Source organism: Paraburkholderia ferrariae NBRC 106233 (assembly GCF_000685035.1).
GTDB classification, from domain to species: domain Bacteria; phylum Pseudomonadota; class Gammaproteobacteria; order Burkholderiales; family Burkholderiaceae; genus Paraburkholderia; species Paraburkholderia ferrariae.
The window spans coordinates 1-24,663 of record NZ_BAYB01000042.1 but is presented as its reverse complement, the minus strand read 5'-3'; the positions used below and the strand labels follow the sequence as shown (position 1 = coordinate 24,663).

36 protein-coding genes are annotated in these 24,663 nt (G+C 63.6%); 29 read left to right on the top strand and 7 right to left on the bottom strand.

The window, feature by feature from the left end; translation table 11 throughout:
• Position 1: 1 nt before the first annotated feature.
• The 15 genes from BFE01S_RS41005 (at position 2) to BFE01S_RS31965 (ending at position 11,112) form a co-directional block, all read left to right on the top strand.
• Entirely contained in the window at positions 2-220 is a 219-nt protein-coding gene (locus BFE01S_RS41005) for an antitoxin VbhA family protein (protein WP_042339272.1), read from the top strand.
• A complete protein-coding gene (locus BFE01S_RS32030; RefSeq protein WP_028229019.1) occupies positions 220-1,314 on the top strand; it encodes a Fic/DOC family protein in 1,095 nt (364 codons plus the stop codon). The genes BFE01S_RS41005 and BFE01S_RS32030 overlap by 1 nt, the downstream gene beginning before the upstream one ends.
• A gap of 23 nt (positions 1,315-1,337) precedes the next feature.
• Positions 1,338-1,607 (top strand): hypothetical protein, encoded by a 270-nt coding sequence (locus BFE01S_RS32025; RefSeq protein ID WP_028229018.1) that lies wholly within the window; start codon positions 1,338-1,340, stop codon positions 1,605-1,607.
• A gap of 12 nt (positions 1,608-1,619) precedes the next feature.
• Positions 1,620-3,302, top strand: coding sequence for a zeta toxin family protein (locus BFE01S_RS32020; RefSeq protein WP_028229017.1), 1,683 nt, complete (start codon positions 1,620-1,622; stop codon positions 3,300-3,302).
• A 3-nt stretch (positions 3,303-3,305) separates the two neighbouring features.
• Complete coding sequence (locus tag BFE01S_RS32015; protein ID WP_028229016.1) at positions 3,306-3,515, top strand: hypothetical protein; 210 nt, start codon at positions 3,306-3,308, stop codon at positions 3,513-3,515.
• A 1-nt stretch (position 3,516) separates the two neighbouring features.
• Positions 3,517-4,737 carry a DUF1173 domain-containing protein gene (locus BFE01S_RS32010; RefSeq protein WP_028229015.1) on the top strand — a complete coding sequence of 407 codons (1,221 nt, stop codon included), beginning with the start codon at positions 3,517-3,519 and terminating at the stop codon, positions 4,735-4,737.
• Positions 4,734-5,255 carry an HAD domain-containing protein gene (locus BFE01S_RS32005; protein ID WP_028229014.1) on the top strand — a complete coding sequence of 174 codons (522 nt, stop codon included), beginning with the start codon at positions 4,734-4,736 and terminating at the stop codon, positions 5,253-5,255. The genes BFE01S_RS32010 and BFE01S_RS32005 overlap by 4 nt, the downstream gene beginning before the upstream one ends.
• Positions 5,256-5,280: 25 nt before the next feature.
• Positions 5,281-5,556: an HU family DNA-binding protein gene (locus tag BFE01S_RS32000; protein ID WP_028229013.1), complete on the top strand. Its 276-nt coding sequence runs from the start codon at positions 5,281-5,283 to the stop codon at positions 5,554-5,556.
• Between the two features lie 4 nt (positions 5,557-5,560).
• Positions 5,561-6,529 (top strand): OmpA family protein, encoded by a 969-nt coding sequence (locus BFE01S_RS31995; protein ID WP_028229012.1) that lies wholly within the window; start codon positions 5,561-5,563, stop codon positions 6,527-6,529.
• A 6-nt stretch (positions 6,530-6,535) separates the two neighbouring features.
• Entirely contained in the window at positions 6,536-6,898 is a 363-nt protein-coding gene (locus tag BFE01S_RS31990) for a hypothetical protein (RefSeq protein ID WP_028229011.1), read from the top strand.
• A 49-nt stretch (positions 6,899-6,947) separates the two neighbouring features.
• On the top strand, positions 6,948-7,688 hold the full coding sequence (locus tag BFE01S_RS42130; RefSeq protein WP_028229010.1) for a hypothetical protein: 741 nt from the start codon (positions 6,948-6,950) through the stop codon (positions 7,686-7,688).
• 6 nt (positions 7,689-7,694) lie between these two features.
• Positions 7,695-8,429 carry a hypothetical protein gene (locus BFE01S_RS31980; RefSeq protein ID WP_028229009.1) on the top strand — a complete coding sequence of 245 codons (735 nt, stop codon included), beginning with the start codon at positions 7,695-7,697 and terminating at the stop codon, positions 8,427-8,429.
• Positions 8,426-9,091, top strand: a complete 666-nt coding sequence (locus BFE01S_RS31975; RefSeq protein WP_028229008.1) for a phosphohydrolase — start codon at positions 8,426-8,428, stop codon at positions 9,089-9,091. Before BFE01S_RS31980 ends, BFE01S_RS31975 begins: the two co-directional genes overlap by 4 nt.
• 201 nt (positions 9,092-9,292) lie before the next feature.
• Positions 9,293-10,498: an IS110 family RNA-guided transposase gene (locus BFE01S_RS31970; protein WP_028229007.1), complete on the top strand. Its 1,206-nt coding sequence runs from the start codon at positions 9,293-9,295 to the stop codon at positions 10,496-10,498.
• A gap of 140 nt (positions 10,499-10,638) precedes the next feature.
• Positions 10,639-11,112 (top strand): hypothetical protein, encoded by a 474-nt coding sequence (locus tag BFE01S_RS31965; RefSeq protein ID WP_137959874.1) that lies wholly within the window; start codon positions 10,639-10,641, stop codon positions 11,110-11,112.
• Between the two features lie 4 nt (positions 11,113-11,116).
• Here BFE01S_RS31965 and BFE01S_RS31960 read toward each other — a convergent pair whose 3' ends face one another.
• From BFE01S_RS31960 to BFE01S_RS31935, 6 genes are all read right to left on the bottom strand, one after another.
• Complete coding sequence (locus BFE01S_RS31960) at positions 11,117-11,878, bottom strand: class I SAM-dependent methyltransferase (protein ID WP_042339268.1); 762 nt, start codon at positions 11,876-11,878, stop codon at positions 11,117-11,119.
• A complete protein-coding gene (locus BFE01S_RS31955; RefSeq protein WP_028229004.1) occupies positions 11,862-12,479 on the bottom strand; it encodes a hypothetical protein in 618 nt (205 codons plus the stop codon). Before BFE01S_RS31955 ends, BFE01S_RS31960 begins: the two co-directional genes overlap by 17 nt.
• A 69-nt stretch (positions 12,480-12,548) precedes the next feature.
• A complete protein-coding gene (locus tag BFE01S_RS31950; RefSeq protein WP_028229003.1) occupies positions 12,549-13,274 on the bottom strand; it encodes a M48 family metallopeptidase in 726 nt (241 codons plus the stop codon).
• A gap of 31 nt (positions 13,275-13,305) precedes the next feature.
• Entirely contained in the window at positions 13,306-14,088 is a 783-nt protein-coding gene (locus tag BFE01S_RS45390; RefSeq protein WP_063834454.1) for a hypothetical protein, read from the bottom strand.
• A 31-nt stretch (positions 14,089-14,119) separates the two neighbouring features.
• Positions 14,120-14,524, bottom strand: a complete 405-nt coding sequence (locus BFE01S_RS31940) for a type II toxin-antitoxin system VapC family toxin (RefSeq protein WP_028229002.1) — start codon at positions 14,522-14,524, stop codon at positions 14,120-14,122.
• Positions 14,521-14,793 carry an AbrB/MazE/SpoVT family DNA-binding domain-containing protein gene (locus BFE01S_RS31935; RefSeq protein ID WP_028229001.1) on the bottom strand — a complete coding sequence of 91 codons (273 nt, stop codon included), beginning with the start codon at positions 14,791-14,793 and terminating at the stop codon, positions 14,521-14,523. The genes BFE01S_RS31940 and BFE01S_RS31935 overlap by 4 nt, the downstream gene beginning before the upstream one ends.
• 536 nt (positions 14,794-15,329) lie before the next feature.
• Here BFE01S_RS31935 and BFE01S_RS31930 point away from each other — a divergent pair.
• The 12 genes from BFE01S_RS31930 to BFE01S_RS40980 all read left to right on the top strand — a co-directional run bounded on the left by BFE01S_RS31930 (position 15,330) and on the right by BFE01S_RS40980 (position 22,060).
• Entirely contained in the window at positions 15,330-15,755 is a 426-nt protein-coding gene (locus BFE01S_RS31930) for a hypothetical protein (protein ID WP_028229000.1), read from the top strand.
• A gap of 23 nt (positions 15,756-15,778) precedes the next feature.
• Positions 15,779-16,561, top strand: coding sequence for a ParA family protein (locus BFE01S_RS31925; RefSeq protein WP_028228999.1), 783 nt, complete (start codon positions 15,779-15,781; stop codon positions 16,559-16,561).
• Positions 16,562-16,572: 11 nt separating this feature from the next.
• Positions 16,573-17,907, top strand: coding sequence for a ParB/RepB/Spo0J family partition protein (locus tag BFE01S_RS31920; protein ID WP_028228998.1), 1,335 nt, complete (start codon positions 16,573-16,575; stop codon positions 17,905-17,907).
• 44 nt (positions 17,908-17,951) lie between these two features.
• On the top strand, positions 17,952-18,251 hold the full coding sequence (locus BFE01S_RS42125; protein ID WP_052421043.1) for a hypothetical protein: 300 nt from the start codon (positions 17,952-17,954) through the stop codon (positions 18,249-18,251).
• Positions 18,244-18,708 carry a hypothetical protein gene (locus tag BFE01S_RS40990; protein ID WP_052421042.1) on the top strand — a complete coding sequence of 155 codons (465 nt, stop codon included), beginning with the start codon at positions 18,244-18,246 and terminating at the stop codon, positions 18,706-18,708. Before BFE01S_RS42125 ends, BFE01S_RS40990 begins: the two co-directional genes overlap by 8 nt.
• Before the next feature lie 30 nt (positions 18,709-18,738).
• Positions 18,739-19,041, top strand: coding sequence for a hypothetical protein (locus tag BFE01S_RS31910; protein WP_028228997.1), 303 nt, complete (start codon positions 18,739-18,741; stop codon positions 19,039-19,041).
• Between the two features lie 14 nt (positions 19,042-19,055).
• Positions 19,056-19,532, top strand: a complete 477-nt coding sequence (locus tag BFE01S_RS31905) for a hypothetical protein (protein ID WP_028228996.1) — start codon at positions 19,056-19,058, stop codon at positions 19,530-19,532.
• 40 nt (positions 19,533-19,572) lie between these two features.
• Complete coding sequence (locus BFE01S_RS31900; RefSeq protein WP_028228995.1) at positions 19,573-19,956, top strand: TrfB-related DNA-binding protein; 384 nt, start codon at positions 19,573-19,575, stop codon at positions 19,954-19,956.
• A 3-nt stretch (positions 19,957-19,959) separates the two neighbouring features.
• Complete coding sequence (locus BFE01S_RS40985) at positions 19,960-20,181, top strand: hypothetical protein (RefSeq protein WP_042339262.1); 222 nt, start codon at positions 19,960-19,962, stop codon at positions 20,179-20,181.
• An 88-nt stretch (positions 20,182-20,269) separates the two neighbouring features.
• Entirely contained in the window at positions 20,270-20,593 is a 324-nt protein-coding gene (locus BFE01S_RS31890) for a type II toxin-antitoxin system RelE/ParE family toxin (RefSeq protein WP_028228994.1), read from the top strand.
• Positions 20,590-20,907, top strand: a complete 318-nt coding sequence (locus BFE01S_RS31885) for an addiction module antidote protein (RefSeq protein ID WP_028228993.1) — start codon at positions 20,590-20,592, stop codon at positions 20,905-20,907. The genes BFE01S_RS31890 and BFE01S_RS31885 overlap by 4 nt, the downstream gene beginning before the upstream one ends.
• Before the next feature lie 109 nt (positions 20,908-21,016).
• Positions 21,017-22,060 carry a replication initiator protein A gene (locus BFE01S_RS40980; protein WP_084170293.1) on the top strand — a complete coding sequence of 348 codons (1,044 nt, stop codon included), beginning with the start codon at positions 21,017-21,019 and terminating at the stop codon, positions 22,058-22,060.
• Positions 22,061-23,280: 1,220 nt separating this feature from the next.
• Here the strand turns inward: BFE01S_RS40980 and BFE01S_RS44765 are convergent.
• A complete protein-coding gene (locus BFE01S_RS44765) occupies positions 23,281-23,496 on the bottom strand; it encodes a hypothetical protein (RefSeq protein ID WP_156967227.1) in 216 nt (71 codons plus the stop codon).
• A 133-nt stretch (positions 23,497-23,629) separates the two neighbouring features.
• Here BFE01S_RS44765 and BFE01S_RS31870 point away from each other — a divergent pair, with 133 nt between their 5' ends.
• Complete coding sequence (locus BFE01S_RS31870) at positions 23,630-24,013, top strand: hypothetical protein (protein ID WP_028228992.1); 384 nt, start codon at positions 23,630-23,632, stop codon at positions 24,011-24,013.
• 18 nt (positions 24,014-24,031) lie between these two features.
• Positions 24,032-24,663: DNA-binding protein (locus tag BFE01S_RS31865; RefSeq protein WP_028228991.1), on the top strand; the 632-nt coding region annotated here is incomplete at its 3' end.

Sequence of the window (24,663 nt, the reverse complement as noted above, 5' to 3'; positions counted from 1 at the left end):
TATGAACAACTTTGACGAGCTGCTGGCCGAGCCTGTGCCGGCCCGCGACATCCAGGCAGAGCGGCGCGAACAGTTCCGCCAGGCCAATGCCTCCCAGGCGCTGGAAGGGCTGCACATGGATGCACACGACCTGGCCATCCAGGAACGTGTCATCAATGGCGAGCTGACCCCCGACCAGGCCGTGGCCGAGTACCTGAAGCTGGCGAAGCGGGGTGCCTGATGGCTGACGGGAATTGGGAGGATTACGTCTACCCCGGCACCAACGTGCTGCGGAACAAGGCCGACATCCAGAATCAAGCCGAGCTGCAACGCTTCGAGCGCGGCGCGACCGCGATCCGCGCGCAGGAGCTGCGCGAGCATCCCGTTCGAGGCGACTTCGACCTGGCACACCTTCAAGACATCCACCGGCATGTCTTCAAGGACGTGTACGAGTGGGCTGGCGAGCTGCGCACCGTGGACATGGTGAAGGGCAACGGAGCCAACCGGACGCTGTTCGCCTTCACAGAGGAAATCCCGAGCTACGGCGAGAAGGCCCACCAGCTCGTGAAGGATGCCCACTACGGCCGAGGACTGGACAAGCAGGAGTTCGCCAAGGCGATGACCGATGTGTACGCGGTGGTGAACGAAATGCACCCCTTCCGCGAAGGCAACGGCCGGGCCACACGCGAGTACATGAACGAGCTGGCCAGCCATTCCGGGCACAAGCTGGACTACGAGAAGGTCGGCAAGGAAGTCTGGAACGAAGCGGCCAAGGAATCGGCGCATGGCAACCCAGCGCCGATGCGCGAGGTGTTCTACGAGATTACGACCGTAGAGCGCGCCGTCGCCTTCGACAAGCTCAAGCCGGCCGAAGCGCTGGCCAAGCACCCGGAGCTGGACGGAGCCTACAAGGCCATGATGAACGCGCGCGAGTCAGGCCTGGACGTGCCGCAGCTTCGCGCGGAAATCTCACGCGACCTGCACGCCGGCAAGGTGGTCGGCAGTGATGTCACGGTCGAGGAATCACGCAACGTTATCGACCGAGCGGCCGCCTACCGGGGCCTGATGGTGCGCGATGCCACCGATATGGGGGGCACGTTCAAGGGCGAGGTGGTGGCGGTGTCGTCCCACCACGCGATGCTGAAGGTCGGCGACATGGTGGCGGTGCGCTATGAGCGCGAGAACCTGGATCGGGCCGTCTACCAGAACGACCGCGTGACCATCCAGTACGCAGCAGAAAAGAGCCAGGTCTACGACCAGGGCAAGGAGCCCGCGAAGGATCGCGGCGGGCGTGACATGCAGATGGAGCGCACACGGGAAATGTCCCCGCGCTGATCGACAAGGGAAAGGAATACGACATGAGCACAGCAGGACTTTTCAGCCGCACGGGCGTCCGTTACGAGGTGGCGCTGGACGTGCTGGGGGCCATCATTGCCCACCACTCCGAGCAGATTGCCATCGAGCGCGACAAGCCTCAACCCGACGAGAACGCCATCAAGGTCGCCGAGGCGGCCAAGAGCAGCTTGCGCGATCTGCGGGAAGCCCTGGAGCCGAACGACGAGGAAGCCATCGAGTCGGTCATCAAGCGGTTCGGCCAGCAGGCCCGCGACCTCTACGCAAGCAACTGAACGGAGGCGTAGATGGCAGCCGGCGAGGTATCGAAATATGCGATGGAGAGCGCCTACAAGGACGTAGAGCGCGATGCCCTGACACGCACCGAGGCCAAGGACAACCCCAAGGCCATCGTGTTGGGTGGACAGCCAGGCTCCGGCAAGTCGGCACTGGCAGCAGAAGCGGCCCGTGAGTTCCGTGGCAACGGCGGGGCTGTGGTGATTGACGCTGACCGGATGCGCGAGGAAAACCCGCGCTACAAGCAGCTCAGCAAGGAAGACCCGCAGAACGCGGCCGACCGCACCCACAAGGAAGCCGGCGAGTGGGCCACGCGGCTCACGATGGCGGCTGTGGAGGGCCGACGCAACCTGGTGGTGGACGGCACCATGCGCAGCCCGGAGAACATCCGCGAGCTGACCAACCGCCTGAAGGAGAACGGCTACGAGGTGGAGGCCCGCGTGATGGCGGTGAACCCCGAAACCTCAATGACGCGCGCGCGCCTGCGGTTCGAGGAACAAGTGGCCGAGCGTGGCACCGGTCGCTTCGTCAACCGCGAGCAGCACGACGCGGCCTACACCGGCATGGTGGAGTCGGTTCGCTCTCTGGAGCGCGAGAAGCTGGCCGACACCGTGCGCCTCTACGACGCCAACCAGCGCCCGGTCTACGAGAACAAGCAGGAGCGCGGCGAGTGGCAGAAAGCCCCCGAGGCTGCACAGGCCTTGCAGCAGGAGCGCTCGCGCGAATGGACGCACGCCGAGCGCCGGGACTACGTTTCGGCCCTCTACGAAATCAACACCCTGGCCAAGCAGCGCGAAGGCGTGCGCGACAACGTGAGCTACACCGTGGGCACCGTGGCCAGTGGCGAGTCGAAGGAATACCAGAACGTCCACGAGGCGGCCAAGGCATTCAGAGATGCGCCCACCCAGGAGCATCCTTATGTGATCCGCACCGAGCGCTTGCTCAACGGCCGAGAGGCCGCCTCGCATCCTGGCCAGACCACCTACACGGAAAAGGATGGGCTCCGGGAATACAACAAGTGGATCGGTGGCAACGACGAGGCTCTGAAGCGCGCCTATGCCGAAGCACTGAAGCCCGATGCCGACCGCAGCCCAAAGCCCGTCATTGCAGACCGTGGCGAGCTGGCTTCCAAGCTCGATGCGGCCCGCGCTGATCTGGATCGCTTCGAGCAGTCCAACACCTATCAGCGCGCGGCGGCCTTCGACCAGATGACCAAGCGCGAGGCCCTGGAGCGGCACCCCGAGCTGGACGGTGCCTACAAGCAGCTCCACGAACTCAAGCAGTCATGGACGGCCCAGGCGTCGCAAGACCAGCGCGAAAACTCCTACTTCACGGCGCGCGCCGAACTGTCCGAGCAGCTTCATCGTGGCCAGGTGCCGCAAGGCAATGTGACCCTGGACGAATCGCGCCGCGTGATCGACGCCGCTGCCGCGCATCGCGGTCTGATGGTGCGTGACCCCGACGAGCTGAAGCGCGACGTGAAGGGTGAAGTGGTGGCCGAGTCATCGCAGCACGCCCTGGTGAAGATGTCCGACATGATCGCTGTCCGGTACGAGAAGGCCTCGCTGGATCGAGACATGCAAGTCGGCGAGAAGGTGGCTATCCAGTACGCGGCCGGGAAGAACCAAGTCCACGAGCTGGGCAAGGAGCCACAACACGATCAGGCCCGTGAGGGCCGCGACATGGGGAGATAGGCCGTGGCTGAACCAACCAAGACCCCTGATGCGACACCCGCCGAGCAGGTTCCCAGCTCGCCGCTCGATCCCCTGCTGGAGAAGCTGAACGAGGCCTTCCCGGACGGCGCTGCCGGCGCGGCCGATCCCAAGGCATCGAGCCAGGGATTCCTGCGCCAAGCCGCTTTCGCGCGCGAAAGCCTTTCAAAACCCGAAGACACCAGGGAGGACTGACATGAGCACCTACCGCATTGGCGAGCAGCGCATCAAAAGCGATGACCCAGGCATGAACGACGCGCTGGCCCATGCCTATACGGCGAAGACCCGGCCGGTGTGCGTGTGCCGCGATCCTGGCATCGAAATGTATATCGCCAAGGTGGCAGGCAAGTTCGTCATCAAGCGGATGCCCAACTCTGGCGGCGACCATGCACCCGCCTGCGACTCCTATGAGCCGCCACCGGAGCTTTCCGGGCTTGGCCAAGTCATGGGCACCGCGATCCAGGAAGACCCGGAGGAAGGGCTGACGGCCCTCAAGCTGGACTTCTCGCTGACCAAAGTGGCCGGCCGCTCTGCACCTATCGCCAGCGGCGCGGAAACCGACAGCGTGAAGACCGATGGCAACAAGCTCACGCTGCGCGGAACGCTGCATTACCTGTGGGAAGAAGCGGGCTTCAACCGCTGGGCACCCAACATGGCGGGCAAACGGAGCTGGTACGTCATCCGCAAGTACCTGATGCAAGCAGCCGAGGACAAGATGGCCAAGGGCGCATCGCTGGCCGACATCCTCTACATCCCGGAGAGCTTCAACGCCGAAAAGAAGAACGAAATCACTCAACGCCGCATCGCCCACATGGGCAAGGCGGCGGCCACGGTCAAGGGTTCGCGCCGGCTGATGATCGTGATCGGCGAGGTGAAGGAAGTGGCGCAGTCTCGATATGGCCACAAGATCGTCTTCAAGCACCTGCCCGACTGCCATTTCATGATGAACGACGACCTGCACAAGCGCTTGCTCAAACGCTTCGAGGTCGAGCTGGGCTTGTGGGATGCCCTGGAGGACACCCACCTGATGGCCATCGGCACCTTCAGCGTGGGCAACACCGGCATCGCTTCGCTGGAGGAAGTCGCCTTGATGTCGGTAACGGAGAACTGGATTCCCTTCGAGAGCACTTTCGACCAGATGGTGATCGACGCCATGAGCCGCGCCAATCGTCGGTTCATGAAGGGGATGCGCTACAACCTGCCGTCCAGCCGGCCGCTGGCGTGCCTGGTCGCGTCCGACACCGCGCCCGAGCCCACGGCCATGTACGTGTTGCCGCCTGGCGCGACGGAGGAATACGCGGCCGCACTGACCGAGTTGATGGACGAAAGCAAGCTCGCTCATTGGCTCTGGCGTGCCGGCGAGGCCGACATGCCCGCTCTGCCGGCGCTAGGCCATGACCGGGGGCCACGCGAATGATCCAGGCCTTGCTGCGCATGTTGCGCCCGAGGCCTGCCGTCGCGGAGCCTTCCATCGAGCTGACCGCCACGGACATCGCCTTGCCGAACGGCCGCCTGACCAGGCCGCCATCCAGCCACGTCCTGATGCTGGACATCGACGGCGTGCTGCACCCGGCGCAATCGGGCACGCTGCTGTACCTGCCGATGCTGGAGGCCTGGCTTCGCAAGCACACGGTCATCGACGTGGTGATTGCCTCGAACTGGAAGGACAGCCACTTTTATGACGACCTGGCCGAGCTGTTCAGCGCGGACGTGCGCGAGCGCGTCATCGGCACAACCCCAACCATCGAAGACGCCGACCGGGAGCAGGAGATTCTGGCCCTGGTCGCCCGGTACGACATCGAGCGATGGGTCGCCCTGGACGACAAGCCGGAAGGCTTCCCGACCACGGCTGACCGGCACCTCATCGCCACGGACTACTTCGACGGTCTGACCCCCGAGCATCTGGCACGTGCAGCTCGCGCGCTGGGCCTTTGAAAACCACCAACTGGAGCAATAGAGCATGAACAAGCAAGAACTCATCGACGCCATCGCAGCGGACACGGACGCCACCAAGACGGCAGTGGGCCGCTTCCTGGATTCCTTCATCGAGAACGTGCAGGGAACCGTCGCCAAGGGCGATCAAGTCACGCTGACGGGCTTTGGCACCTTCAAGCGCGCCGATGTGGCCGCGCGCACCGGCCGCAACCCGACCACCGGCCAGGCCATGAGCCTGCCGGCGACGGTGAAGCCGCGCTTCGTGCCGGGCGCGATCTTCAAGGCCAAGGTGAAGGGCTGATGCGATGGACGCGCACAACGAATTGACCGCGCAGGAGCGCGCCGTGTTGCGCGCGCTTCTCCAAGGGCCGGCCACCGGCATCCGCACCGTCGCCGAGCGCATCGCCTGCCGTCGCCTGAGTGCCGACAACGACATGGCACGCCTGCAAGAGAGCATCACGGCCATCCGCGCGCTGATGACCAAGAAGCTCATCGTGAAGCGACAGATCGAGGGAGGGAGCCTAGTGCTCCGCATCACGCGCCAGGGCCGCAAGACCATCGAGCCCGAGCGCTCGCTGGCCAGCTTCGGGAAGCTCGCCCTGTCCCTGTCGGCCGCGTATGCCGTCGCAGGCCTGGCGGGCTGCGCCACGCAGCCCGACTTGCCCTCGCACAAGCCGCTTGAGGGGATGGCCTATCCGACCATCACCGGCATGGGGCAGGTGCGCGATCCGCAGAGTGGCGAACTGGTTTTCGTACCCTGCAACCCATGTGCGGTGCCAACGGCCAAGACCCCGGTGGCCATCGTCCCGGCCGAGCCGCTGAAAGCGGCTGAGCCCGAGCCGATCATGATGCGCGGCAACCTGGTGGCCACGCTCGCCGAGCCAGCGGCCAAGCCTGCGGCCGCAACCATGCCGGCCCAGCGTGTGGCTGCGGCAGTGCAGCCGGCAGCCGAACCTGGCCACGTCCTGTTTGCCAGCGCATCCGCTAGGCTCGATTCAGACGCCCTCGCCTACATCAAGCGCTTCGCCACAACTGCCAAGGGTGCGCCCGGCATCGTGGTGACGGGGCAGACGGACAGCACCGGCACCACTGCTGGCAATGAGCGCCTGGCGCTGGCCCGTGCCCGCATCGTCCGCGCCGCCTTGATCGCCGCAAGCATCCCAGCCTCGAAGATCAAGGCGACAACTTGCCTGACATGCTTCGCTGGCGACAACGGCACCGAGGAAGGCAAGCGGCAGAACCGCCGCGCCGAGATTGCCATCACGAAAGGATGAACGACTATGAGCACCGACAACTATTGGGATCATCAAACCGCTGCGCTGCTGGAGGCTCTGCTTGCACCGGCCATCGCCGAGTTCCTGAACGGCAAGACTGCGGCCGAGGTGGCGCAAGCTGCCGGCGACGGCTTCGCTGAGTTCGCGGCAGCTTCCCCGGCTTCGATGCAGGCTGTGATCGAGGCCGCCAAAGCCCGCATCCAGGGCGGCCAGGTCAGGCTGATCCACATCATCGACCTAGGCCCGTGCAATGCCCGCGCCATGCGCGAGCTGTGGGACAGCCTCGCGCCGGAGCAGCGAGAACGCATTTCGGCCGCTGCGCTGGCCAATGCGAACTGGAGCCTCAACCCGTTCACCAAGTCGCACTGAGCGACTTTCGCGCGCGAAACCTCACCCACCACTAGGAAGGAGATACCCGATGAAGTTCCAACAAGCCCGTGATGAAGTGATCCGCTTCCACAAGGAGAACAAGGCGGTAGCGGCCGTTGTGTGGCTCGCGGCCGTTTCACTCACCTCGATTTTCATGCTTCGCCGGGCAGCCGACATCTTGCCTGCCGCTGTGTTCGCCTCGATGTTCGCCTTCACGGTGACGGGGATGCTTGCGCGTTACCGGGCCGCGCTGGACAAGCGCATCGACGCCGCCGACCCTTTTTCCTGGACTGTGAACGTCAATGGCGTGGAGGCTGGCGAGATTTCCGACGCCCGCTACGCCCGCATCCGCCGTGACGTGTTCTTTGATGTCCGCCTGTACGTCGCGCAGTTCGTCAACGTCCTCGGATGCCTATTCCGTGCCCTGGACAGCCTGATCTGGACGCTGCCGATCTTGGTCTTTTGGGGCGCGGCTGGCTGCTACTTCTTCGCGCCGGAGTCGTTCGCTACTGCACTGCACGCGATCCAGATAGTCACGAAAGACGAGCTTGTTGCGGCCATCCCCACCGCTGTGAACCTGCTGGTGATGGTGTCGTTCATGTACCTCATGGTCAGCACGATGGGCGGCCGCAACTTCGGCTTCGTGAACCGCTTTGACGAGGCGGTGGCGGCGGATGTTCGCCGGTTCATCAACTGCCCAGCCGAAGGAGCTGTGAACCTGCATCGCTGGATCAACGGCAGCTTGCAGCAGCCCCGCGAACGCGACCACCTGCGTGCCGAGAAGGGTTGATACGCCATGCGAAAACTTCTGATCCCCATGCTCTTGGCCGCCGCGACCGCGGCCTGGGCTGAATCGGCTCAGACCGACGCCAGCTCGCCGGTAGCGCAAGCGCCGGCAGCCGCGCCGTCGATCAAGAATCGCCTTGTCGGCAAGATCGCGCCGGAAGGCGACAAGGGCCGCAAGCTGTACGTGGAGTTCAACGACAGCCCGGCGCTGTCGAAGGCGCTGCAAGACGCCTTCAGGGCGCAGGGCTACGAGCTGGCCGACAGCAAAGTGCAGGCTGACATCGCCTACATCTTCGACGGTGCCTTCCAGGCGATGCGGCCCGCGACCAATCGCACGGCCGAGATCCGCTTGGGTGAATACGCCGAGCATCCCGAGGCCCTGAAGACCAAGAGCGGCCGTGGCTTCTCGGTCGCCCTGGGCTTGAATCCGCTGGCTGTGGTCGCCGGCACCGTGCTGCAAAACGTGGGCAACGCGACGGGCGTGCAGGACGCGGTGAACAGCGCCGTGGGCGACCCTGACGGCAAGTGCTTGGCGAAATGCGACCAGTGGGCCTACAAGCAGCGCGCCACGGTCAACATCGAGCGCTACGCTGATGGCCGGCGCGCGTCCGTGATCGCCAGCGTGTCGGAGACGACAGAGGACGGCCTTGATCCCGATGGGCTGATCCTGGCATCGCTCCAAGGTCTGGCGGGCCGACTCGGGCTCGACCTGGCCGGCGCGTACAAGCCCCGGAGCAAGCAATGAGCGGCGAGGGCGGCAAGCCGCGCGCCTGGACTCGTCTGCCGTCTGGCGGCCGCCTCGACCTCATCAACCCCGATCCGCAGGCCTGGACGGACACCGACCTTGCCATCCGCCTGTCCCGCACCTACCGGTGGGGGGGGGAATCGTCATGGACGCACCCCCTGTCGGTCGCTCAGCACTCGCTGACCGTCTTGGCGCTGCGCCGGCAGATGACCGCAGAGGCGCTGGACATGGACGCTTCGCTGCTGGAGCTGCTGCACGATGCCGAAGAAGGGTTCTTGGGCTTCGACTGCATATCGCCGCTGAAGGCAGTCCTGGGTGATCCCTTCCGGGCCGTTGGGGATCGCCTCGCGCGGGCCATATTCGCCCGCTACAGCCTCGTTCCCTGGTCGGGTGAGGCCTACCCCTTGCACAAGCGCGCCGACGCCATCGCGGCCGCATCCGAGGCCTTGCGCTGCGCCGGCTGGACGCTGGCCGAGATTCGCAACGAGCTGGGCATCACGCACCCGATCCTGTCCGTCGATCCGCTGGCTTCGATCTACGACTGCGCACCCTGGGAGCCCTGGCCCGCCGAGCTGGCTGCCGAGCGCTTCCACACCGAGCTGACCGCCCTGGTCGCCGCGCGAAAAACGACTGCCCTCGTTACTATCTTCGTGCCCCAATAATCGGGGCTTTGGCCAGCCAGGCCCGGCATGATTGCTGCCCCCAGTCGTCCATGATCCGGGGGGTGTTGTCACCGGGCCTGGTGGGTGGCTGGTGATCGCTGATAGGGGCTTGGCCAGGACTTCCTGAGGCCGTCCGTAACGTGGATGCCGAGACTTGCCACCGATGTTGCCGGTCAATGTGTTTCACTGCGTCTCACCTTCATGCAAGAACCGCTTCAGCACAATTCCATTGATGTCTTTGTCGGCGTTGATGTCGGCAAGGGCCACCATCACGCCGTCGCGCTCGATCGCAGCGGCAAGCGCCTGTACAACAAGGCGCTGCCCAATGACGAAGCCAAACTACGTGCCTTGATCAATGAACTTAAGGCGCACGGCCAGCTTCTGTTCGTCGTCGACCAACCCGCCACCATCGGTGCGCTACCGGTGGCAGTCGCTCGCGACTCGGGTGTCCTGGTCGCTTATCTGCCGGGGCTGGCCATGCGCCGCATCGCCGATCTGCACGCCGGCGAAGCCAAGACCGACGCCCGCGACGCGGCAATCATTGCCGAAGCCGCCCGCTCGATGCCGCACACCTTGCGCTCGCTGCGGCTGGCTGATGAACCGCTGGCCGAGCTCACCATGCTGTGCGGCTTCGACGACGATCTGGCCGCCCAAGCTACCCAAACCAGCAACCGCATTCGCGGCCTGCTCACCCAGATCCACCCCGCCCTCGAACGAGTGCTGGGACCACGCCTGGACCATCCCGCCGTGCTCGATCTGCTTGAGCGCTACCCGTCACCCGCCGCACTTGCCGCGACCAGCGAGAAGACGCTTGCCAACCGCCTGATCAAACTCGCTCCGCGTATGGGCAAGCGCCTAGCCGCCGAGATCGTTCAAGCGCTTGGAGAACAGACCGTCGTGGTTCCCGGCACCCAGGCCGCGACCGTCGTCATGCCGCGCCTTGCCAAGCAGCTCGCTGCCTTGCTGCAGCAGCGCGACGAGGTCGCCAGTGAAGCCGAGCGCCTTGTGCATGCGCACCCTCTTTACCCGGTCCTGACCAGCATGCCCGGAGTCGGCGTCAGGACCGCCGCCAGACTCCTGACTGAAGTCGCGCACAAGGCCTTCGCTTCGGCCGCACATCTGGCCGCCTATGCCGGCCTTGCGCCGGTCACCCGGCGCTCAGGCTCGTCCATCCGAGGTGAACACCCCTCCAGGCGTGGCAACAAGGTGCTCAAACGAACCTTGTTTCTCTCTGCGTTTGCGGCCTTGCGAGACCCGATCTCACGCGCCTACTACACGCGCAAGATCCAGCAAGGAAAGCGTCACAACCAAGCGCTCATCGCGCTGGCCAGACGTCGATGCGATGTCCTGTTCGCCATGCTGCGCGACGGGACCATTTACCAACCACAAACCGTCCCTAACGCTTGACGAAGCACATAGGGGCACCCCCTCTGAGCCGCAGCGCTCATCCCTGTGACCGCTGCTGGCGAGAATTAAGCGCGCGCTTAAAAGTTCAAGTTCTTGCAATCTCCGCCGTTATTTCCGATGAATACGTGTGGGGGGGAAGTATGGAATTTGAAGAATCTACAGGGGTGCCTGACTGGCTAATTCGGGACGTTCGCGCGCAAGCCGCACGCATGGATGATGGGCAGTTTGTCCGCGACCTCGGGGAGCTTGGCCAAGCCCTGTGCGAAGCCGACGCCGGCAGGCTGAAGACGATCTTGGCCGACAGCAAGACCGCAAGGCGCATCGAGCGCGAGCTGGAAGTGGTCTTGCCGTTCTACCTGCCCTTGCTGGCCGACTCGATCAACCGCCGTGGCGAGGAAACGCACCTGACCTCGGACGAGCTGGCCACGCTGCTGGTGAGCCACGGCACGGAAGGCATCGTGCTGAAGCCGAAGCTGCTGCTTGAATCCGGCCGCTTCGGCTTCGCCTTGATGCAGGCGGCCGCCGCGCTGGCCGAGCTGGACGATACGCTGGCCGGCCTGTGGTACTTGTCCCTCAAGGAACTGCTGCAACGCGAAGCGGCCGCCAGCGCCTGACGAACTACACCCGGCCGATCCGCAGCGCGATAGGCCACGACACCGACCGGCGAGCCCCGGCGTCTCCCCACGCCACGCCGATGTCATCCGCGAAGCTGGTCAGCAAGTCTTGCCGCCCAGCATCAACGGCCGCACGCACGGCCGACCAGGTGGACACATAGCCCAGCAGCTCCGGCAGATTCCAGGTCTGCCTAATAGCCATGCGAGGCGCTGCAAGCTCTGAAAACGGGAAGTCGATGGTGGAGTAGCCGCTGTCCACCAAAGCGCGCTCAGGAGGCCAGAACGGGCCGATGACATCGCGGTAGAAGCGCTGGAAGACCGGGGCGACCTCCGGCTCCAGCTCCAGCACGCCATAGGTGGCCAGCGCGACCACCGCACTAGGCGCAGCAATGCGCCGCACCTCACCGAAGAACGCCGGCAGATCGAACCAGTGGGCGGCCTGGGCAGCAGTTACCAGGCTGACGGTGCCGGCATCGAGCGGCAGCTTCTCGGCCGGCGCGCGCTCATAGCGGACGCGCGGATGCTGGATGGCATTGGCAAGCTGATCGGCACTCGGATCAAGGCCGACGACTTGGCTGAAATGGCTGGCGAGCTGGGCCGTGAGCTGGCCGGTGCCGCAGCCCACGTCCACGGCCAGGTTCTTGTCAGGGGCGACCAAAGCCAGGAAGGTGGCCAGCTCAGCAGGATAGGACGGGCGGAACTTCGCATAGGCGCTGCCGCCCTGCGCGAACCAGTTTCTCGATGGACGCTCAGCGCTGATCGGCATCTACGGCTTTCTGTTGGCCAACCTGTGCGCCATCGGCCAAGCCGATCTTCAGCGTCACGTCGCGGTAGGTAGCGGTCGGGCCGGTAGTGCGTGCCTGGGCGCGATCAAAGCTGATGGTGGCACGCCAGGCGGCGGCCCCATCGACCGAGCACTCATAGCGGCCCAGCCACTTGTTCTTGAGGGCGTATTCCAGCGCATCACCGACAAGCGGCTCTGGTTGCCGCAACATGGCCACCACGATCTGGCGGAAGACCTCGACATCGGAGAGGCCGCGCTGTGGAGGCTCGCCCTTCTCGATGAGCGGCAAGCCAACGTACTGCCAGCTTCCGGCCTGGCTGGTGCAAAGCTGCTCCAGCTCGCCGGTCTTCTTCCCGAGAGCATCCATCTGTGAGCGGTGGATGAAGAACGGCGACGAATAGGTGGACACGCGCAGCGCGACGGTGGACAGCACGGCAGAGCGGCCGAGCTGGAATTCAGGCACCTTCCAGGTGTCGCGCACGAACTCGGTGAGCTGCATGGTCTGCGGGGACAGGGGCGCGGCCGTTGCCGCAGCCGTGGCCATGAATAGCGCAGCACCGGCTGCGTAGCGGATCACCTTCATCGACTTATTCTCCCAATCTCGAAATGCCCTCCATGATGCACAGGGCGCGAACTTGACGGCAAGTTGCCGTCAGAGCAGCGCCGGCCGCTTCGTCTCCAAGGCCCGCAGGCGCATAGGCAGAGTCGGGTAGGCCATGATGATAGTCAGCCACCGATGCCAAGCCGCGCTTGGGTAGAGGATGGCCAGCTCGCGCAAGCCCGTGCTCATCGAGGCCGGGCCAGCGAGCAGCGCCCCGCCGGCATCCGCGCGGTATTCCATGTAGCGCCTCAACCCGAGGAACAGCAGGAAGCCCACTACAAAGAAGGTGCGACTGTCTGAGGCGTAGGAGCCCAGGGCAAAGATGCAGGCATAGACGAAGCCCACCAGGATGTGCCGCTCGCGGGCGTGAGTGTTTTCGTGGCCAAGGATGCCGATCAGGCCCTCATCGCTCATGCGATCAAAAAGGCCCGTGGTGATGTAGATGCGCGACTGCGATGGCCACAAGCCCACGGTGTTCGCTTCCTTGTCCGGGTGCTCGTACAGGAAGACCGGGCAAGAGCTGCCGTAGCGCTGGAGCAGGCTGGCCAGTCGCGTCTGCCTGGCGGGATCGGTGCAAGGCTGGGGAGCCAGGTAGCGAGCGACCAGGGGCATCCCGGCATAGAAGCCGAACAGGAAAACCAGGCTTCCAACGGTCTGGAGCAGATTCGCATGACCTTGATCCGGGGCCAGCTTCGCGGCCGCCCAAAGGACGCCGCCGCCCACCTCCATGACGAACAGGAAGAAAACGAGCCTGCGAAACCAGGTTGTTGGAATCACGACGGTTATCCTTAATCCAAGATTCTTTTCATTACCTCTCGATTCCATCAAAGCAGTTGTTGACGGTCGAAACAACCGCTTCGAGTATTTTCCGTTTCTGCTTTACGATAGGGTCTTGCAAATTTTCACCGCCAGTGCATAGCTCTGCTTGCATCAGCATCTGGTCATCACGAACGTTGATTAAAACGATCCTCCCAAGCTCTCCAAGGGTATCGTGATCCAGAACGAGACAATGGCCCCGGTGATCGTAGCCTCTTGAGGCGACCACACCCGCAGGTAAATCATCAGCGCGCAACTGTTTCAAGCCTGGCCTTATTGATTTGCCCTCGGCGAGCCATTGCAGTTCTGCTGCAAGGTGCTTTTCCTGCGCAAGCGCCTCAAGCCCCTTTCTTATCTTCTTTGGACTCTGCGGGAACTGTTTAAGAGGCTGGCTAACGTGCTTTCCTTGGTTCAGCGCCTGGGTCGTTCTGTCCATCACTTCCGCCAGCAGGTCAGCGATGCGTTTTGCGTCTTGGAATAAATGCTGCTTTTCCTTCTCGGCGAAGTGCCTGCCTAAGCCTCTGCTCAACATGACCTCAAACTGCCCGTCCTCAAGGATGTTGCCATCCATGATGGTATTGCCGACACTCAAATGTCTGTATCGCAACAGCGTTTCGCAACAAGCATGAACAAGCGGTTTGATTTTCTCGTCAATATCTCGGTACATGTCCTCGGCAATCGACTCATTCAAAACAAAGTTGATGCCGTCGCCATGTAGCACAAACCGAAACAGGAAGATCGAGACGGAATTTCCAGCCAAGTTTTTCATGTTCATGGTTGCCTCAAATTCTGCAAATGAAAGCGGGCTATCTTTCCAGCCAGTTCTCTACGCTGAGGCCACGGATGCGGCCGAATTCGCGCGTGTTGTCCGTCACTAGCGTGAGGCTGAGCGCATAGGCGTGTGCGGCGATCAGCAGATCGTTCATGCCGATAGGCTGGCCAGCCGCTTCTAGCTCAGCGCGGATGCCTGCATATTCGGCGTCAGCCGGAATATCCAGCGGCAGCACCGGGATCGTTTCAAGAATGCCCTCCACCCTGGCCAGCAGCTTGGGCGAGCCCTTCTTTGCGCAGCCATAGCGCAGCTCGGCTGCGACGATGATGCTGGTGAAAATTTCCTTCGGCCCGACCTGCTCGATGCGACGTGCAGCAGGCCCGTCCGGGCTGCGGATCATGTCGCTGATGATGTTCGTGTCCAGCAGATATCCGCTCAAAATATGTCCTCCGGCCGGGCGGGCATGTCCTCAATGAGCGGGAACTGATCTTCCGGCGCGAGCGGCGCTTCCTTCCTCCACTCGGCCAGTAGTTCGACGATGTTCGTTGGCCGGGTTACTGGCTCGATGATGAGTTTGCTGCCTTCGCGGTGGATCAGCACACGATCCCCCGGCAACTCGAACTCCACGGGAATCCGCACCGCCTGACTGCGGTTGTTCCGAAATAGCTTGGCCTCTTTTGGCCTTGATGGGGTTGCTAGGGTAGGCATGGCATAGTCCTCCTATGTATATGCCACATTGTATATGCCCGTCTGCGCCGTGTCAAACCGGCCCAGCGTGCCATCCCACTCCCCCCCGCCCCTCGCCCTGCGAGGGGAGCGAGTCGCCCTCTGTCGTCAGAGATGCAGGGTGCGGCCTTTGGCCTGAACCCCCTGCACCTCAGACGGTGAGCGTCTTTCGCTTCGATCCCCATCAAGGGCCGCTGCGCTGCCATCCTCGCCCGTTCGGTGCTCGCCTGCGGCTGCGCTCCGCGTGCGGCCTCCGGTGGCTCCCTTGACAGGGCTCTACGCTGGAAGGCCATGTTGCTCTTGAGGCACAAAAAAGATTGCGCGGATGATGCAAAAAGGTTGCAAAAGGGTTGACCGTCACCCCTTTTTGCCATAGAATTACAAACATCAGCAGTTCAGTGGGGCGCTGATTCTGTCCTCCCGACACGGTGAGCAGACCGTAGGACAAGACCAAGGCTTTCGCGCGCGAAAGTCCACCCGCAAGACCCTCATCACCCTTTGACTTTGGAGCCATGACCATGAACCCGAACCTCTTTCACCGCCTGTACCAACGCCTGAGCGACCTGGTGCCCGACTTGGCCAACGTGACCCTGGGCAGCACCTTCTTCGCTCCCCCGCGCATCGCCGGGGATATGTCCATCTATTGCAGCGTGTCGAGCGTGCAGGACGGCGTGATCGAGCTGGAAATGGCTCACGACCAGGTGGTGAAGGGTGAGGAACAGCCCGCGCCCTGGATGGTGTTTCGCGTCGATGTGGTGAAACAGCAAGCGGAGCTGCTGGCAGTGCAGGACGAGTGGCGCTACGAGGTGGTCTATTCCGAGGACAACCGCGCCAACCCGCGCCGCATCCCGATGAACCTGTTTGCCGTCAACTGGCTGACCATCATGCTCAACCTGCATTCGGTCTTCCAGCCCGTGGTCGCCCCGGCTCTGACCCTGGCCTGAACCCGCATCCAAGGAACGATCCCATGAAAACCATTGCTATTGCGAATCAAAAGGGCGGTGTGGGCAAGACCACGCTGGCACGCAATCTGGCCTTCTACGGCATCGAGCAGGGCCATCGTGTGCTGTGCGTTGACCTCGATCCGCAAAAGAACTTCAGCAAGACCCTGCGCGCCTTCCGCGAGCGCAACCTGGGCGATACCGGCGAAGGCGAGGCCTTCCTGATGGCCAGCTCGCTTTTCGACGGTGCTGGCATCGAGCAGCAGCCGATGCCCTGCGGGGAAGGTGCCGCACTGGTGGCCGCCGACCGCGAGCTGGTGGACGTGGCCACGCGGCCGCTGGAAGACATGCACGCCCCGCGCGCGGCGCTGGCCAGCCTGTCGGCCGACTTCGACCTGTGCGTGATCGACACCGCGCCGACCCTGGGCCAGCCGCTCTATGCCGCGCTGATCGCCGCTGACTTCGTGGTGTGCCCCTGCACGATGGATCAAGACGCCATCGACGGCCTGGGCGATCTGTTCGAGGACATCGCCCGCGTGCAGCAACTCGAATGGAATAGCGACCTGGTGACGCTGGGCCTGCTGGCCAACCGGGTCAACACCCGCCGCGCCTTCGACCGCAACGCGCTGGATCAACTGCGCGACGAGCTGGGCGACGTGGTGTTTGACGGCGTGCTGTACGACCGGGCCGCCACCCAATACGCCAAGGATCGCCCCGTGTGGCGTGTCCAGAGTGGCGAAAGCCAAATTCTTGCCGCGAAGGAAATGAAGGCTGTGTGCAGCCAGATTTTCGACAAGGCCACGATCTGAGAGGACAAGACATGACCGCAACCGCAACCGCAACCAAAAAGCCCGGCCTGAACCTGGGCAAGCTGTCCGCCGTGGCGCAGATTGCCGTGCAGCCGAAACCGACGCAGCCAGCGGACGCCGAAATCGAGCTGTCCCGCATCTTCAGCGTCAAGCAGGTTCGCACGAAGTTCGGGAACCTGGAGGAACTGGCCGAGAGCTTCAAGCTGAACGGCATCATCGAGCCGCTGGTTGTCCATGAGGAAGCTGACGGCCGGTACCGGATCATCGTGGGTGAGCGCCGTTTCCGCGCAGCGCCCTTGGCAGGGCTGAGCAAGGCCCCTGTGGTCATCAAGCGCGGCATGTCCGAGCTGGAAATTCGCCGGATGCAGGTGTCGGAGAACAACGACCGCGAAGACCTGTCGGCCTACGACCAGGCGATGGGCGTGATCGAGGACGTGGAACGCTATGGCATCGAGGAAGCGAGCCGCATTTGGAACAAGACGGACAAGAAGAACCCCGGCAAGGAGAAGCAGAGCGAGGGCTGGATCAGCAAGCGCATGGCTGTCACTCGCTACGCTGAGCCCGTCCTGGGCCTGCTGAAAGACGGCTTGTGCGAGGACTTCGAGGTACTGCACAGCCTCAATCAGCTCCATGCCGAGAGCGAAGAAGAATTCAGCCACATGCTGCGCCGACTCCACGAAGGCCTGCCGCTGTCGCGGGACGAGGCCCGCAACAAGGTGTCGGCCGTCAAGCAGTTCAAGCGCGAGCAGGCGGAATTCCAGAAGCGCCGCGAGGAAGTGCAGCAGGCCAAGCAGCAGGAGGCCAAGCAGGCGAAGACCAAGCCGGCCGCGCCGGCAGCGACCGAGCAGGATGCCGACGACGCCGACCGGGCGGCCGCGCCGCAGGCCTCGACGGGCAAGGCGAAGACCAAGGGCGAGGAACCCATCAAGCCAGGGCAGACCTTCCTGCCGACGCTAAGCCCCAGCCCGGAGGAAGTCGCGGCCGCCGAACGGGCGCAGACCGAGAAGGCGCTGGCCAACCTGCGCAAAGACGTGTTCGAGTGGGGTGAAACCAACCTGGCGCACTTCAACAGCATGAAGGCGAAGATGGCCGAGCTGGATTGCGACATGAATCAGACCGAATGGGTGCAGTGGAGCGGCTTTCTGTCGATGGTGCTCCCCATGATGGTGGCCCTGGGCGAGAACAAGTCCCTGGCGTACCTGAAGAAGCTCCAGGACGAATTCAAGACGAAGACGCCGCTGCTGATGTGGCGCGAGCAACATCCGCTGGCACCGGAAGCCGACCCCGAGCACGACGACGGCCCGCGCATCGAGATTCCCCCGATGCCGGAAGGGTGGCGATTCTGAGCAGCGACGGCCGCAAGGCCGTCTCCCAAGAAAGAACAAGGATCATGAAGACATTGCAAAGCGTGGTCGGATTCCTGGTGCTGACCGCCGCTGTGTTCGCCGCGCCTGCTGTCATCGGCAGCGTGCTCGCCGGGGCCGCTGGGCTCCTGATGATGGCCTCTGCCGGCGTGGGGCACCCTGCCCCGCCGCCCTCCCCTCGCTTCGTGCAGATCGTGCAGGCAGCGCCGACGCCGGCAATGCGTGTGTACGAGCTGGAGCACGGTGCCGGCGTGGTGGTGTTCAAGCAGATCGACGGCAAGCTGGTGAGCCGCATGTACCGCGTGGCTGGAGGCATCCATGCGTGAACCGCTGAGCTACCTGGAGCTGCACATGCACGACGACACCTGCCAGGTGCGCGCGTACATGCTGGGCGAAGGCGACGAGCCGTTGCGCTTTCACGCCGGCTTCTCGCAGCGTGACATTGACGCCGGCTGGAAGCAGGTGATGGCCACGGATGCCCGAGGCCTCACGGCGGCCGACATCGAGCAGGAGAAGGCCAAGGTGATCGAGTCCCATCGCCGCTACTGGAAAGAGCTGGCCGAGCGGAATGAGGGCCGAGTGGTCTGCAACGGCATTCACTACACGATGCACGAGCTGGGCAAGGGCATCGGCTTCGGCGGTCAGGCCTTCCTGGTGCGCTGGCTCGATGCCGACAAGTCTCCGACACGGTGCAACCTGTCCTACCAAGGGCGGGTGCCGGCGTGGATGCGGGGCGTGCTGCCCGACAACGCAGCGAGCATCCAGGACAAAGGGCGGCACTGAGCCGACCGACACAAGGAACCAAGGACGAAGATGGACACGAAAACGAAGACCTACATCGGCGTGGCAGTGGTCGCCGCTGGCCTGGCCGGTGCCGTGATCGGCAACACCGTGAGCGCCAAGCCGGCGAAAGACCAGGTGCGCGCCGCACTCTACGAGCAGTGCGTCAACAGCACTGCCTACGCGCCGAAGGCCGACAACAAGGACGACTCGCTGCACTGCAACCGCCGCAGCATCGACCTGCTGGTGGCCGTGATCTACAACGACAGCTACATGCCGCCCATCGACGTGGACAAGTACGAGGCGGTACTGGCCAAGTACAAGCACCACAACTGACCCGAGGACACACGATGAAGACCAAACTGATCGCCGCTGTTTTCCTGGCTTGCTTCGCCAGCTTGGCCAGCGCTCAAGTGACCGACGCCCAAGCCCGCAACGCCCTCCAGGTGCAAGCCAGTGCCAGCAGCGTGCATCCCTTCTGCAAGGCTGACTTCCTGGCCAAGCAGGAGCAGCAACTGAACGGGGCGATTGCCCGTGCCGACTTCGTGACGGCCAGCGCGCAAGGCGAGATTATCTCGGCCAACGTCGCTTCCTGCGGGCTCCAAGCGGGCAACTCCCTGCCGCAGTGGGCCGACCAAGCCGGCCGCCTGCTGGCCACAGCCGTGATTGCCGCGACCCGCGTGCCTGGTGGCATGGCCACCCCGAAGACGACTTTGAGCGGTGAGCGCGCCGAGCTGCTGCTGGGCTATGCCATGCAGAACGGCTCGCCCACGGCGGCCGAAATGCTGCGAATGCTCCAGCAGAGCAACTACAAGACCTTCAACTGAGCTTTCGCGCGCGAAAGTTCACCCGCCCCGGAAAACAACTATGAAACTCAAGCGCCTGTCCCCGGAAGAATTCGATGGCTTGCCCTGGATGGCCAAGACGCGCTTCCATGACCAAACCTGGTCGATCCTGCGTGCCGTCCTGGTGGACGGCCGCACTCAGGCGGACGTTGCCACCGAGTACGGCGTCAGCAAGCAGCGTGTGAATAGCCTGATGGGCGACTTCAAGCGGAACTACATCGCACAGGCGGCCGCCACGGGGAACGCCGTGGTGAGTGTCACCTTGGACATGCCGGAGACTCTGGCGCTTGAGGTGGCCGGTCTGCTGGATGCGCTGAAGGCCTGCACGAACGAGGAGAAGAAGGCCGAGGCGCTGGAGAAGGCCACCAACGCAGTGCGCAAAACCACCAGACTCTTGAAAGGTTGATCCATGAGCAACGAAACAAGCGATACCAACCCGTACAACACACTCGTCTTCGCCAAGCCAGGCAGTGGCATGTCCTACTCGTTCAATCGAGAGGACAGCGGCCATACTTTGGTTGTGGCACCGAGTGGTCGAGGAATGTCGTTCATGTTGGATGAGCTGGAGAGCGAAGCGATCACGGCGGGAGCGAAAGTGGTCATCGTGGACAAGGGGCCGTCATCAAGCTGAACCGGGACGTATAGACGCCACTGCCATCCACGCCACGAGGAAGCGCAAGGGCTCTTGCGCTTTTGTCGTTTATAAACGATAATAGGTTATGTTCACTGTCCGCCACTACGTCACTGAAGACGAGCACGACCCCTTCCAGGAGTGGGTCAAGAAGCTCCGCGATCCGATTGCGAAAGTCCAGGTGCTGAAGCGCGTCAACCGGATCGAGGGCGGCAACTTCGGCGACCACAAGCCCTGCCGTGAAGGGGTGTGGGAGCTGCGGATCGACCAAGGCCCAGGCTACCGCGTCTACTACGCGATGGCCGACGCCGTGGTGCTGCTACTGCTGTGCGGTGGTGACAAAGGCTCCCAGGACGCCGACATCGAGCGCGCGATTGGGTATTGGAAAGACTGGCAACGGAGGTCAGCATGAAGGATCGAAGCCACGACGAAGCAATGGCCGAGCTGTTCAAGGAAGACCCGGCTTTTGCGGCCGAGTACCTGAATCAGCTTCTCCAGGATGGAGAGCCGGCCGATCTACTGGTGGCGCTGCGCCAGATGGCGGAAGCGCACGGTGGCGTGCGTGCCATCGCCAAGGAGACAGAGCTGAACGCCAACCAGCTCTACCGCACGCTTTCACCCCAGGGCAATCCTGAGCTGCGCAGCCTGTCGGCCGTGCTCAAGGCGCTTGGATTGCGCCTGGCTGTCCAGGTCGCTCCGCAGCAGCATCATGTCGCTGCGGCTTGAGATAGGCCCACAAAGAGAAACGCCCGGCGAGCAGGCCGGGCGGTTCATAGACCATCATCAACCCATCTTGACCCAAGGCCGCGAGCCAAAAACCAAAACGGAGTGAGATATGGAGAAGTCTAGCACGTCAGGTAGTTTGGCACCAGTAGCGCAGCCTCAAAACCCGCCCGAACTGACCGATCTTTTCGGTGAGCTTCAGATCATCAGCAGCAGTGAGCCGCATCAGAGCGATGCGGCCGACGCCCCGTCGCAAGGTGATCTGTTCGAAGTGGTTGTCCTGGTGCATGACTGGCCGGTGAAAGACGACGTGTCCTCGATGGAGTACCCCATCTTCTCGCTCAGCAAGAACAAGGACACCCGCATCCGCACCTACTCCCGAGGTGGCAAGACCCTGAAGGTGATCCCGTCCGCGCTGGGCGCGGCCACGGTCTTCGACAAGGACATCCTGCTGTACTGCCTGAGCCAGATCGTCAAAGCGCACGACGCCGGCATGATGGTCGGCCGCCGCCTCAAGATCGCCGTGCATCCTTTCCTGGTCGGCACCAGGCGCAGCACCGGGGGCGCAGCATACGTGCGCGTACTGGACATGTGCCGCCGCCTCAAAGGCACGACGATTGAAACCAACGTCAAGACGAACGAGCGCGAGCAGGTCGAGGGCTTCGGCCTCATCGAAGACTACAAGGTGACGCAGTACACCAAGAACGGCAAGGGCGCGCTGGAGCTGGAGCTGACGATTGCCGACTGGCTCTACCGGGCCGCCATCGCCTCCGACATCCTCACCCTGCACCCCAACTACTTCTCGCTTGGCCAGGCGCTGGAGCGCCGGCTGTACGAGCTGGGCCGCAAGCACTGCGGACAACAACCTTGGTTCACCATCGGCCTGCCCTTGCTGCAAGAGAAGGCCGGCAGCACGCAGAGCGCGAGCCACTTCCGCACCGAGCTGAAGGACATCATCAAGAACGACCGCCTGCCCGACTACCGGCTGGCCCTGGACGAGTCGAGCAAGCCCAACCAGCTCGTCTACATGACACGCGACAACAAGCGCCTCGTGACGGAGGCCAACCGCGTGGGCAAGCTCTCCTGGGTGTCCGGGATGCTTCAGCAGTCGATGGACATGTCCAAGGCCAAAGCCAAGCCCAAAACCGTGGCCTAATGACTCGTCTATCGCCGTCACTCGTCTATCGCCGTCGAAAAGGACTTCGAGGCAAAAACGCCCGACTCGTCTATCGCCGTCGATTTTCTCGTCTATCGCCGTACCGCTTTTTCGCCCATAAGCCCTGCCAGACAGGGCTTTTCGCCGAATTGGGGCAACAATGCAGCCGCTTTGCCGTCAGTCTGACGGCTCCAAAGCACTCGTCTATCGCCGTAACTTTGGCCACTTATCCACAGAAATTCGAGCGTCATCGTCTATCACCGTCAGTTTTCTCGTCTATCGCCGTAGTTCTGACTCGTCTATCGCCGTGCCCCCAACTCGTCTATCGCCGATGCGCCGCGCGGAAAAATCCTTATAAATCAACGCATTACTGCGCGATTTTTGCGGCTTAACACGCGCGCGCGTCTTAACACTTTTCTTTTTAACGTTTTTAACGCCGCCGAAGGGGGAGACCCCCTTCTCGAACCCACCCGAGGCCTTCGGCCTCTCCCATCCCCCCAGGGGTGCTGCGCCCCTCGGCCTACGGCCTCACCCAGCATTCGTGCGCGCCTGCGGCGCGAGAGCGATTACAAGCCCGGCTGCGCCGGGCGGTGGTGCGCAACCGCCGTAGCAGCAGCCGTCTAAGCGGCTCAGGACGGCCGCAAGCGTCCATCCTGACCTGGCCCGCAAGCGGGCCACCCTACGGGCGCTAAGACCCGGATAAATCACGCTGGCCACGTCTACGCCGTGGCCACCGCTCAACCGGGCGCGTGTGCGCGCGGCTGCACAACCGCTGGTGAGTCGCCAAGGTCTGAAAACCTGTCTTCAAGGAATAGAGGGGCGAAGCCTGGTCGATGGGCGGAATGGCCTAAAAGGGCTTTCCTGGTGCGATATGCCGGCCTAGGCGGCGTTTTCTGGCTGTCGGGTAGCCCCAGGCCCCGGCGATGGCGAGAAAACGGCTTGTAGGCCGTTCTGGAGGGTCGATTTTTCGGCTGACCAGCTCTGCCGGTGATGCGGCCGCCGATGACGGCCGACTTGGCCAGCAGCCGCTGGCCAGCGGCGACAGACAAACAACCGGCCGGCAGCTCGACCAGCGCTGAGCCCAGGCCGGCAAGACGGTGGCGATAGACGACTCGCACCCTGGCGCACCCAGGAAAAAGGCCCCGATCCACCAGGATCGAGGCCAAAGACTGCGGGTGTCAGGGAGGAATACACCGCTACAGGCGGCAGTCTGACGGCAATTATGCACACGCGCCGGGCTCGACCATGCGGAAAAGCCCGGCAATCGTCACCTCGCAGCCGCCGCGCCACACCGCATCGTCTATCGCCGCACCGGCCAGCGACTTCGTGGCCGTTCGCGCGCGTGCGCGTGAGAGCCGCAGAGCTGGCCAGCCCGCGTCGTCCATCACCGTCATCGTGGCCGTGGCCACGCACCGGGCCGGGCGCTGGCCAGGCACGTCGCCGACCTCGCCGCATGCAGCCGGCCGGTGCGGCTGATCCGCAACAATCCGGCTTTTATTTGTTTGTTAGTTTGTTTGTTTCTTTGTTTGTTGCTATACTTGATGCATCGACCGTGAAAGGAGGTGCCCCATGTCCTTGAGCTTCCAGCAACTGAACGCCGCCCGCGCACGCGCGGCCGCCATCCGCCCGGTGCGCGGTGAATTGGGTCGCCAGGGCTTGCTGGCCCTGTATCCGAAGCTGCGCCTGACGACCGCCGAGGCCTACCACGAGGCTTTGAGCGATCAGGCCGACAATGAGGCGGGGCAGCAGATCGACGCCGGCCGCGAGCCCTACCTGGTGAGCGACGAGGCCCTGCTGATGAACCTGGAGCCGTTCATCCCGGTGTTCGACGTGCTGGCCGAGCGGCAGCGTGTCGGCACCGGCCGTCGCTTCGGGCATGCCGACTTCATCGCCCTCGACCTTCCTGCCGGGCCGTGCCTGGTGCCTGCCGACGCCCTCTTGGCGTGGCGCTGACCAAAGAAAGGACGCGCCATGCGCCCCGCTGAATTCACCACTGAGCAAATCATCCAAGCTGGCCAAGCGCTGCAAGACGCTGGCCGCAACGTCACCGGCTTCGCCCTGCGGCAGAAGGTCGGCGGGGGCAATCCTTCGCGCTTGAAACAGGTGTGGGATGAGCACCTGGCCAGCAAGTCCGTGACGCAAGACGAGCCGGTAGCTGAGCTGCCCGTGGAGGTGGCCGAGGAAGTGAAGGCCGTCACTGCTGCGCTGACCGAGCGCATCACCCAGCTTGCGGCAGAGCTGAACGACAAGGCGGTGAAGGCCGCTGAGCGCCGCGTGGCCGAGGTGTTACGCGCTGCCGGCGAGCAGCGTGAGCAGGCCGAGCGTGAACTGGCTGACGCTGCCACGACCGTCGATGACCTGGAGGCCACGCTGGACACCACGAAGGCAGAGGTCGAAACATTGGCTGGCAAGCTCGCCGAGTCCCAGGCGAACGGCCAAGCGCAAGCGGTGGAACTGGCTCAGCTCCGCGAGCGCTTGAGCGCCGCAGAGGCGGCGACGAAGGCCGCTGCCGAGAAGCATCAGGCAGAACTCGTCAAGCTCCGCGCCGAACTGGACAACGCCGAGCAAGCCCGCAGCCAGGCCGTGGCAGAGCTGGGCACCAC

What these genes read in the sequence shown, in the direction of transcription:
- BFE01S_RS31890 (WP_028228994.1), top strand. Translation starts at nt 20,270, where the DNA reads ATGTTCACTGTCCGCCACTACGTCACTGAAGACGAGCACGACCCCTTC.
- BFE01S_RS31930 (WP_028229000.1), top strand. Translation starts at nt 15,330, where the DNA reads ATGAACCCGAACCTCTTTCACCGCCTGTACCAACGCCTGAGCGACCTG.
- BFE01S_RS31885 (WP_028228993.1), top strand. Translation starts at nt 20,590, where the DNA reads ATGAAGGATCGAAGCCACGACGAAGCAATGGCCGAGCTGTTCAAGGAA.
- BFE01S_RS42125 (WP_052421043.1), top strand. Translation starts at nt 17,952, where the DNA reads ATGAAGACATTGCAAAGCGTGGTCGGATTCCTGGTGCTGACCGCCGCT.
- BFE01S_RS32030 (WP_028229019.1), top strand. Translation starts at nt 220, where the DNA reads ATGGCTGACGGGAATTGGGAGGATTACGTCTACCCCGGCACCAACGTG.
- BFE01S_RS40980 (WP_084170293.1), top strand. Translation starts at nt 21,017, where the DNA reads ATGGAGAAGTCTAGCACGTCAGGTAGTTTGGCACCAGTAGCGCAGCCT.
- BFE01S_RS31870 (WP_028228992.1), top strand. Translation starts at nt 23,630, where the DNA reads ATGTCCTTGAGCTTCCAGCAACTGAACGCCGCCCGCGCACGCGCGGCC.
- BFE01S_RS31960 (WP_042339268.1), bottom strand. Translation starts at nt 11,878, where the DNA reads ATGCCGATCAGCGCTGAGCGTCCATCGAGAAACTGGTTCGCGCAGGGC.
- BFE01S_RS31925 (WP_028228999.1), top strand. Translation starts at nt 15,779, where the DNA reads ATGAAAACCATTGCTATTGCGAATCAAAAGGGCGGTGTGGGCAAGACC.
- BFE01S_RS31910 (WP_028228997.1), top strand. Translation starts at nt 18,739, where the DNA reads ATGGACACGAAAACGAAGACCTACATCGGCGTGGCAGTGGTCGCCGCT.
- BFE01S_RS40985 (WP_042339262.1), top strand. Translation starts at nt 19,960, where the DNA reads ATGAGCAACGAAACAAGCGATACCAACCCGTACAACACACTCGTCTTC.
- BFE01S_RS31975 (WP_028229008.1), top strand. Translation starts at nt 8,426, where the DNA reads ATGAGCGGCGAGGGCGGCAAGCCGCGCGCCTGGACTCGTCTGCCGTCT.
- BFE01S_RS32000 (WP_028229013.1), top strand. Translation starts at nt 5,281, where the DNA reads ATGAACAAGCAAGAACTCATCGACGCCATCGCAGCGGACACGGACGCC.
- BFE01S_RS32025 (WP_028229018.1), top strand. Translation starts at nt 1,338, where the DNA reads ATGAGCACAGCAGGACTTTTCAGCCGCACGGGCGTCCGTTACGAGGTG.
- BFE01S_RS42130 (WP_028229010.1), top strand. Translation starts at nt 6,948, where the DNA reads ATGAAGTTCCAACAAGCCCGTGATGAAGTGATCCGCTTCCACAAGGAG.
- BFE01S_RS31990 (WP_028229011.1), top strand. Translation starts at nt 6,536, where the DNA reads ATGAGCACCGACAACTATTGGGATCATCAAACCGCTGCGCTGCTGGAG.
- BFE01S_RS31905 (WP_028228996.1), top strand. Translation starts at nt 19,056, where the DNA reads ATGAAGACCAAACTGATCGCCGCTGTTTTCCTGGCTTGCTTCGCCAGC.
- BFE01S_RS40990 (WP_052421042.1), top strand. Translation starts at nt 18,244, where the DNA reads ATGCGTGAACCGCTGAGCTACCTGGAGCTGCACATGCACGACGACACC.
- BFE01S_RS31970 (WP_028229007.1), top strand. Translation starts at nt 9,293, where the DNA reads ATGCAAGAACCGCTTCAGCACAATTCCATTGATGTCTTTGTCGGCGTT.
- BFE01S_RS31920 (WP_028228998.1), top strand. Translation starts at nt 16,573, where the DNA reads ATGACCGCAACCGCAACCGCAACCAAAAAGCCCGGCCTGAACCTGGGC.
- BFE01S_RS31995 (WP_028229012.1), top strand. Translation starts at nt 5,561, where the DNA reads ATGGACGCGCACAACGAATTGACCGCGCAGGAGCGCGCCGTGTTGCGC.
- BFE01S_RS31965 (WP_137959874.1), top strand. Translation starts at nt 10,639, where the DNA reads ATGGAATTTGAAGAATCTACAGGGGTGCCTGACTGGCTAATTCGGGAC.
- BFE01S_RS45390 (WP_063834454.1), bottom strand. Translation starts at nt 14,088, where the DNA reads ATGAACATGAAAAACTTGGCTGGAAATTCCGTCTCGATCTTCCTGTTT.
- BFE01S_RS31900 (WP_028228995.1), top strand. Translation starts at nt 19,573, where the DNA reads ATGAAACTCAAGCGCCTGTCCCCGGAAGAATTCGATGGCTTGCCCTGG.
- BFE01S_RS32010 (WP_028229015.1), top strand. Translation starts at nt 3,517, where the DNA reads ATGAGCACCTACCGCATTGGCGAGCAGCGCATCAAAAGCGATGACCCA.
- BFE01S_RS31980 (WP_028229009.1), top strand. Translation starts at nt 7,695, where the DNA reads ATGCGAAAACTTCTGATCCCCATGCTCTTGGCCGCCGCGACCGCGGCC.
- BFE01S_RS32005 (WP_028229014.1), top strand. Translation starts at nt 4,734, where the DNA reads ATGATCCAGGCCTTGCTGCGCATGTTGCGCCCGAGGCCTGCCGTCGCG.
- BFE01S_RS31935 (WP_028229001.1), bottom strand. Translation starts at nt 14,793, where the DNA reads ATGCCTACCCTAGCAACCCCATCAAGGCCAAAAGAGGCCAAGCTATTT.
- BFE01S_RS41005 (WP_042339272.1), top strand. Translation starts at nt 2, where the DNA reads ATGAACAACTTTGACGAGCTGCTGGCCGAGCCTGTGCCGGCCCGCGAC.
- BFE01S_RS32020 (WP_028229017.1), top strand. Translation starts at nt 1,620, where the DNA reads ATGGCAGCCGGCGAGGTATCGAAATATGCGATGGAGAGCGCCTACAAG.
- BFE01S_RS31955 (WP_028229004.1), bottom strand. Translation starts at nt 12,479, where the DNA reads ATGAAGGTGATCCGCTACGCAGCCGGTGCTGCGCTATTCATGGCCACG.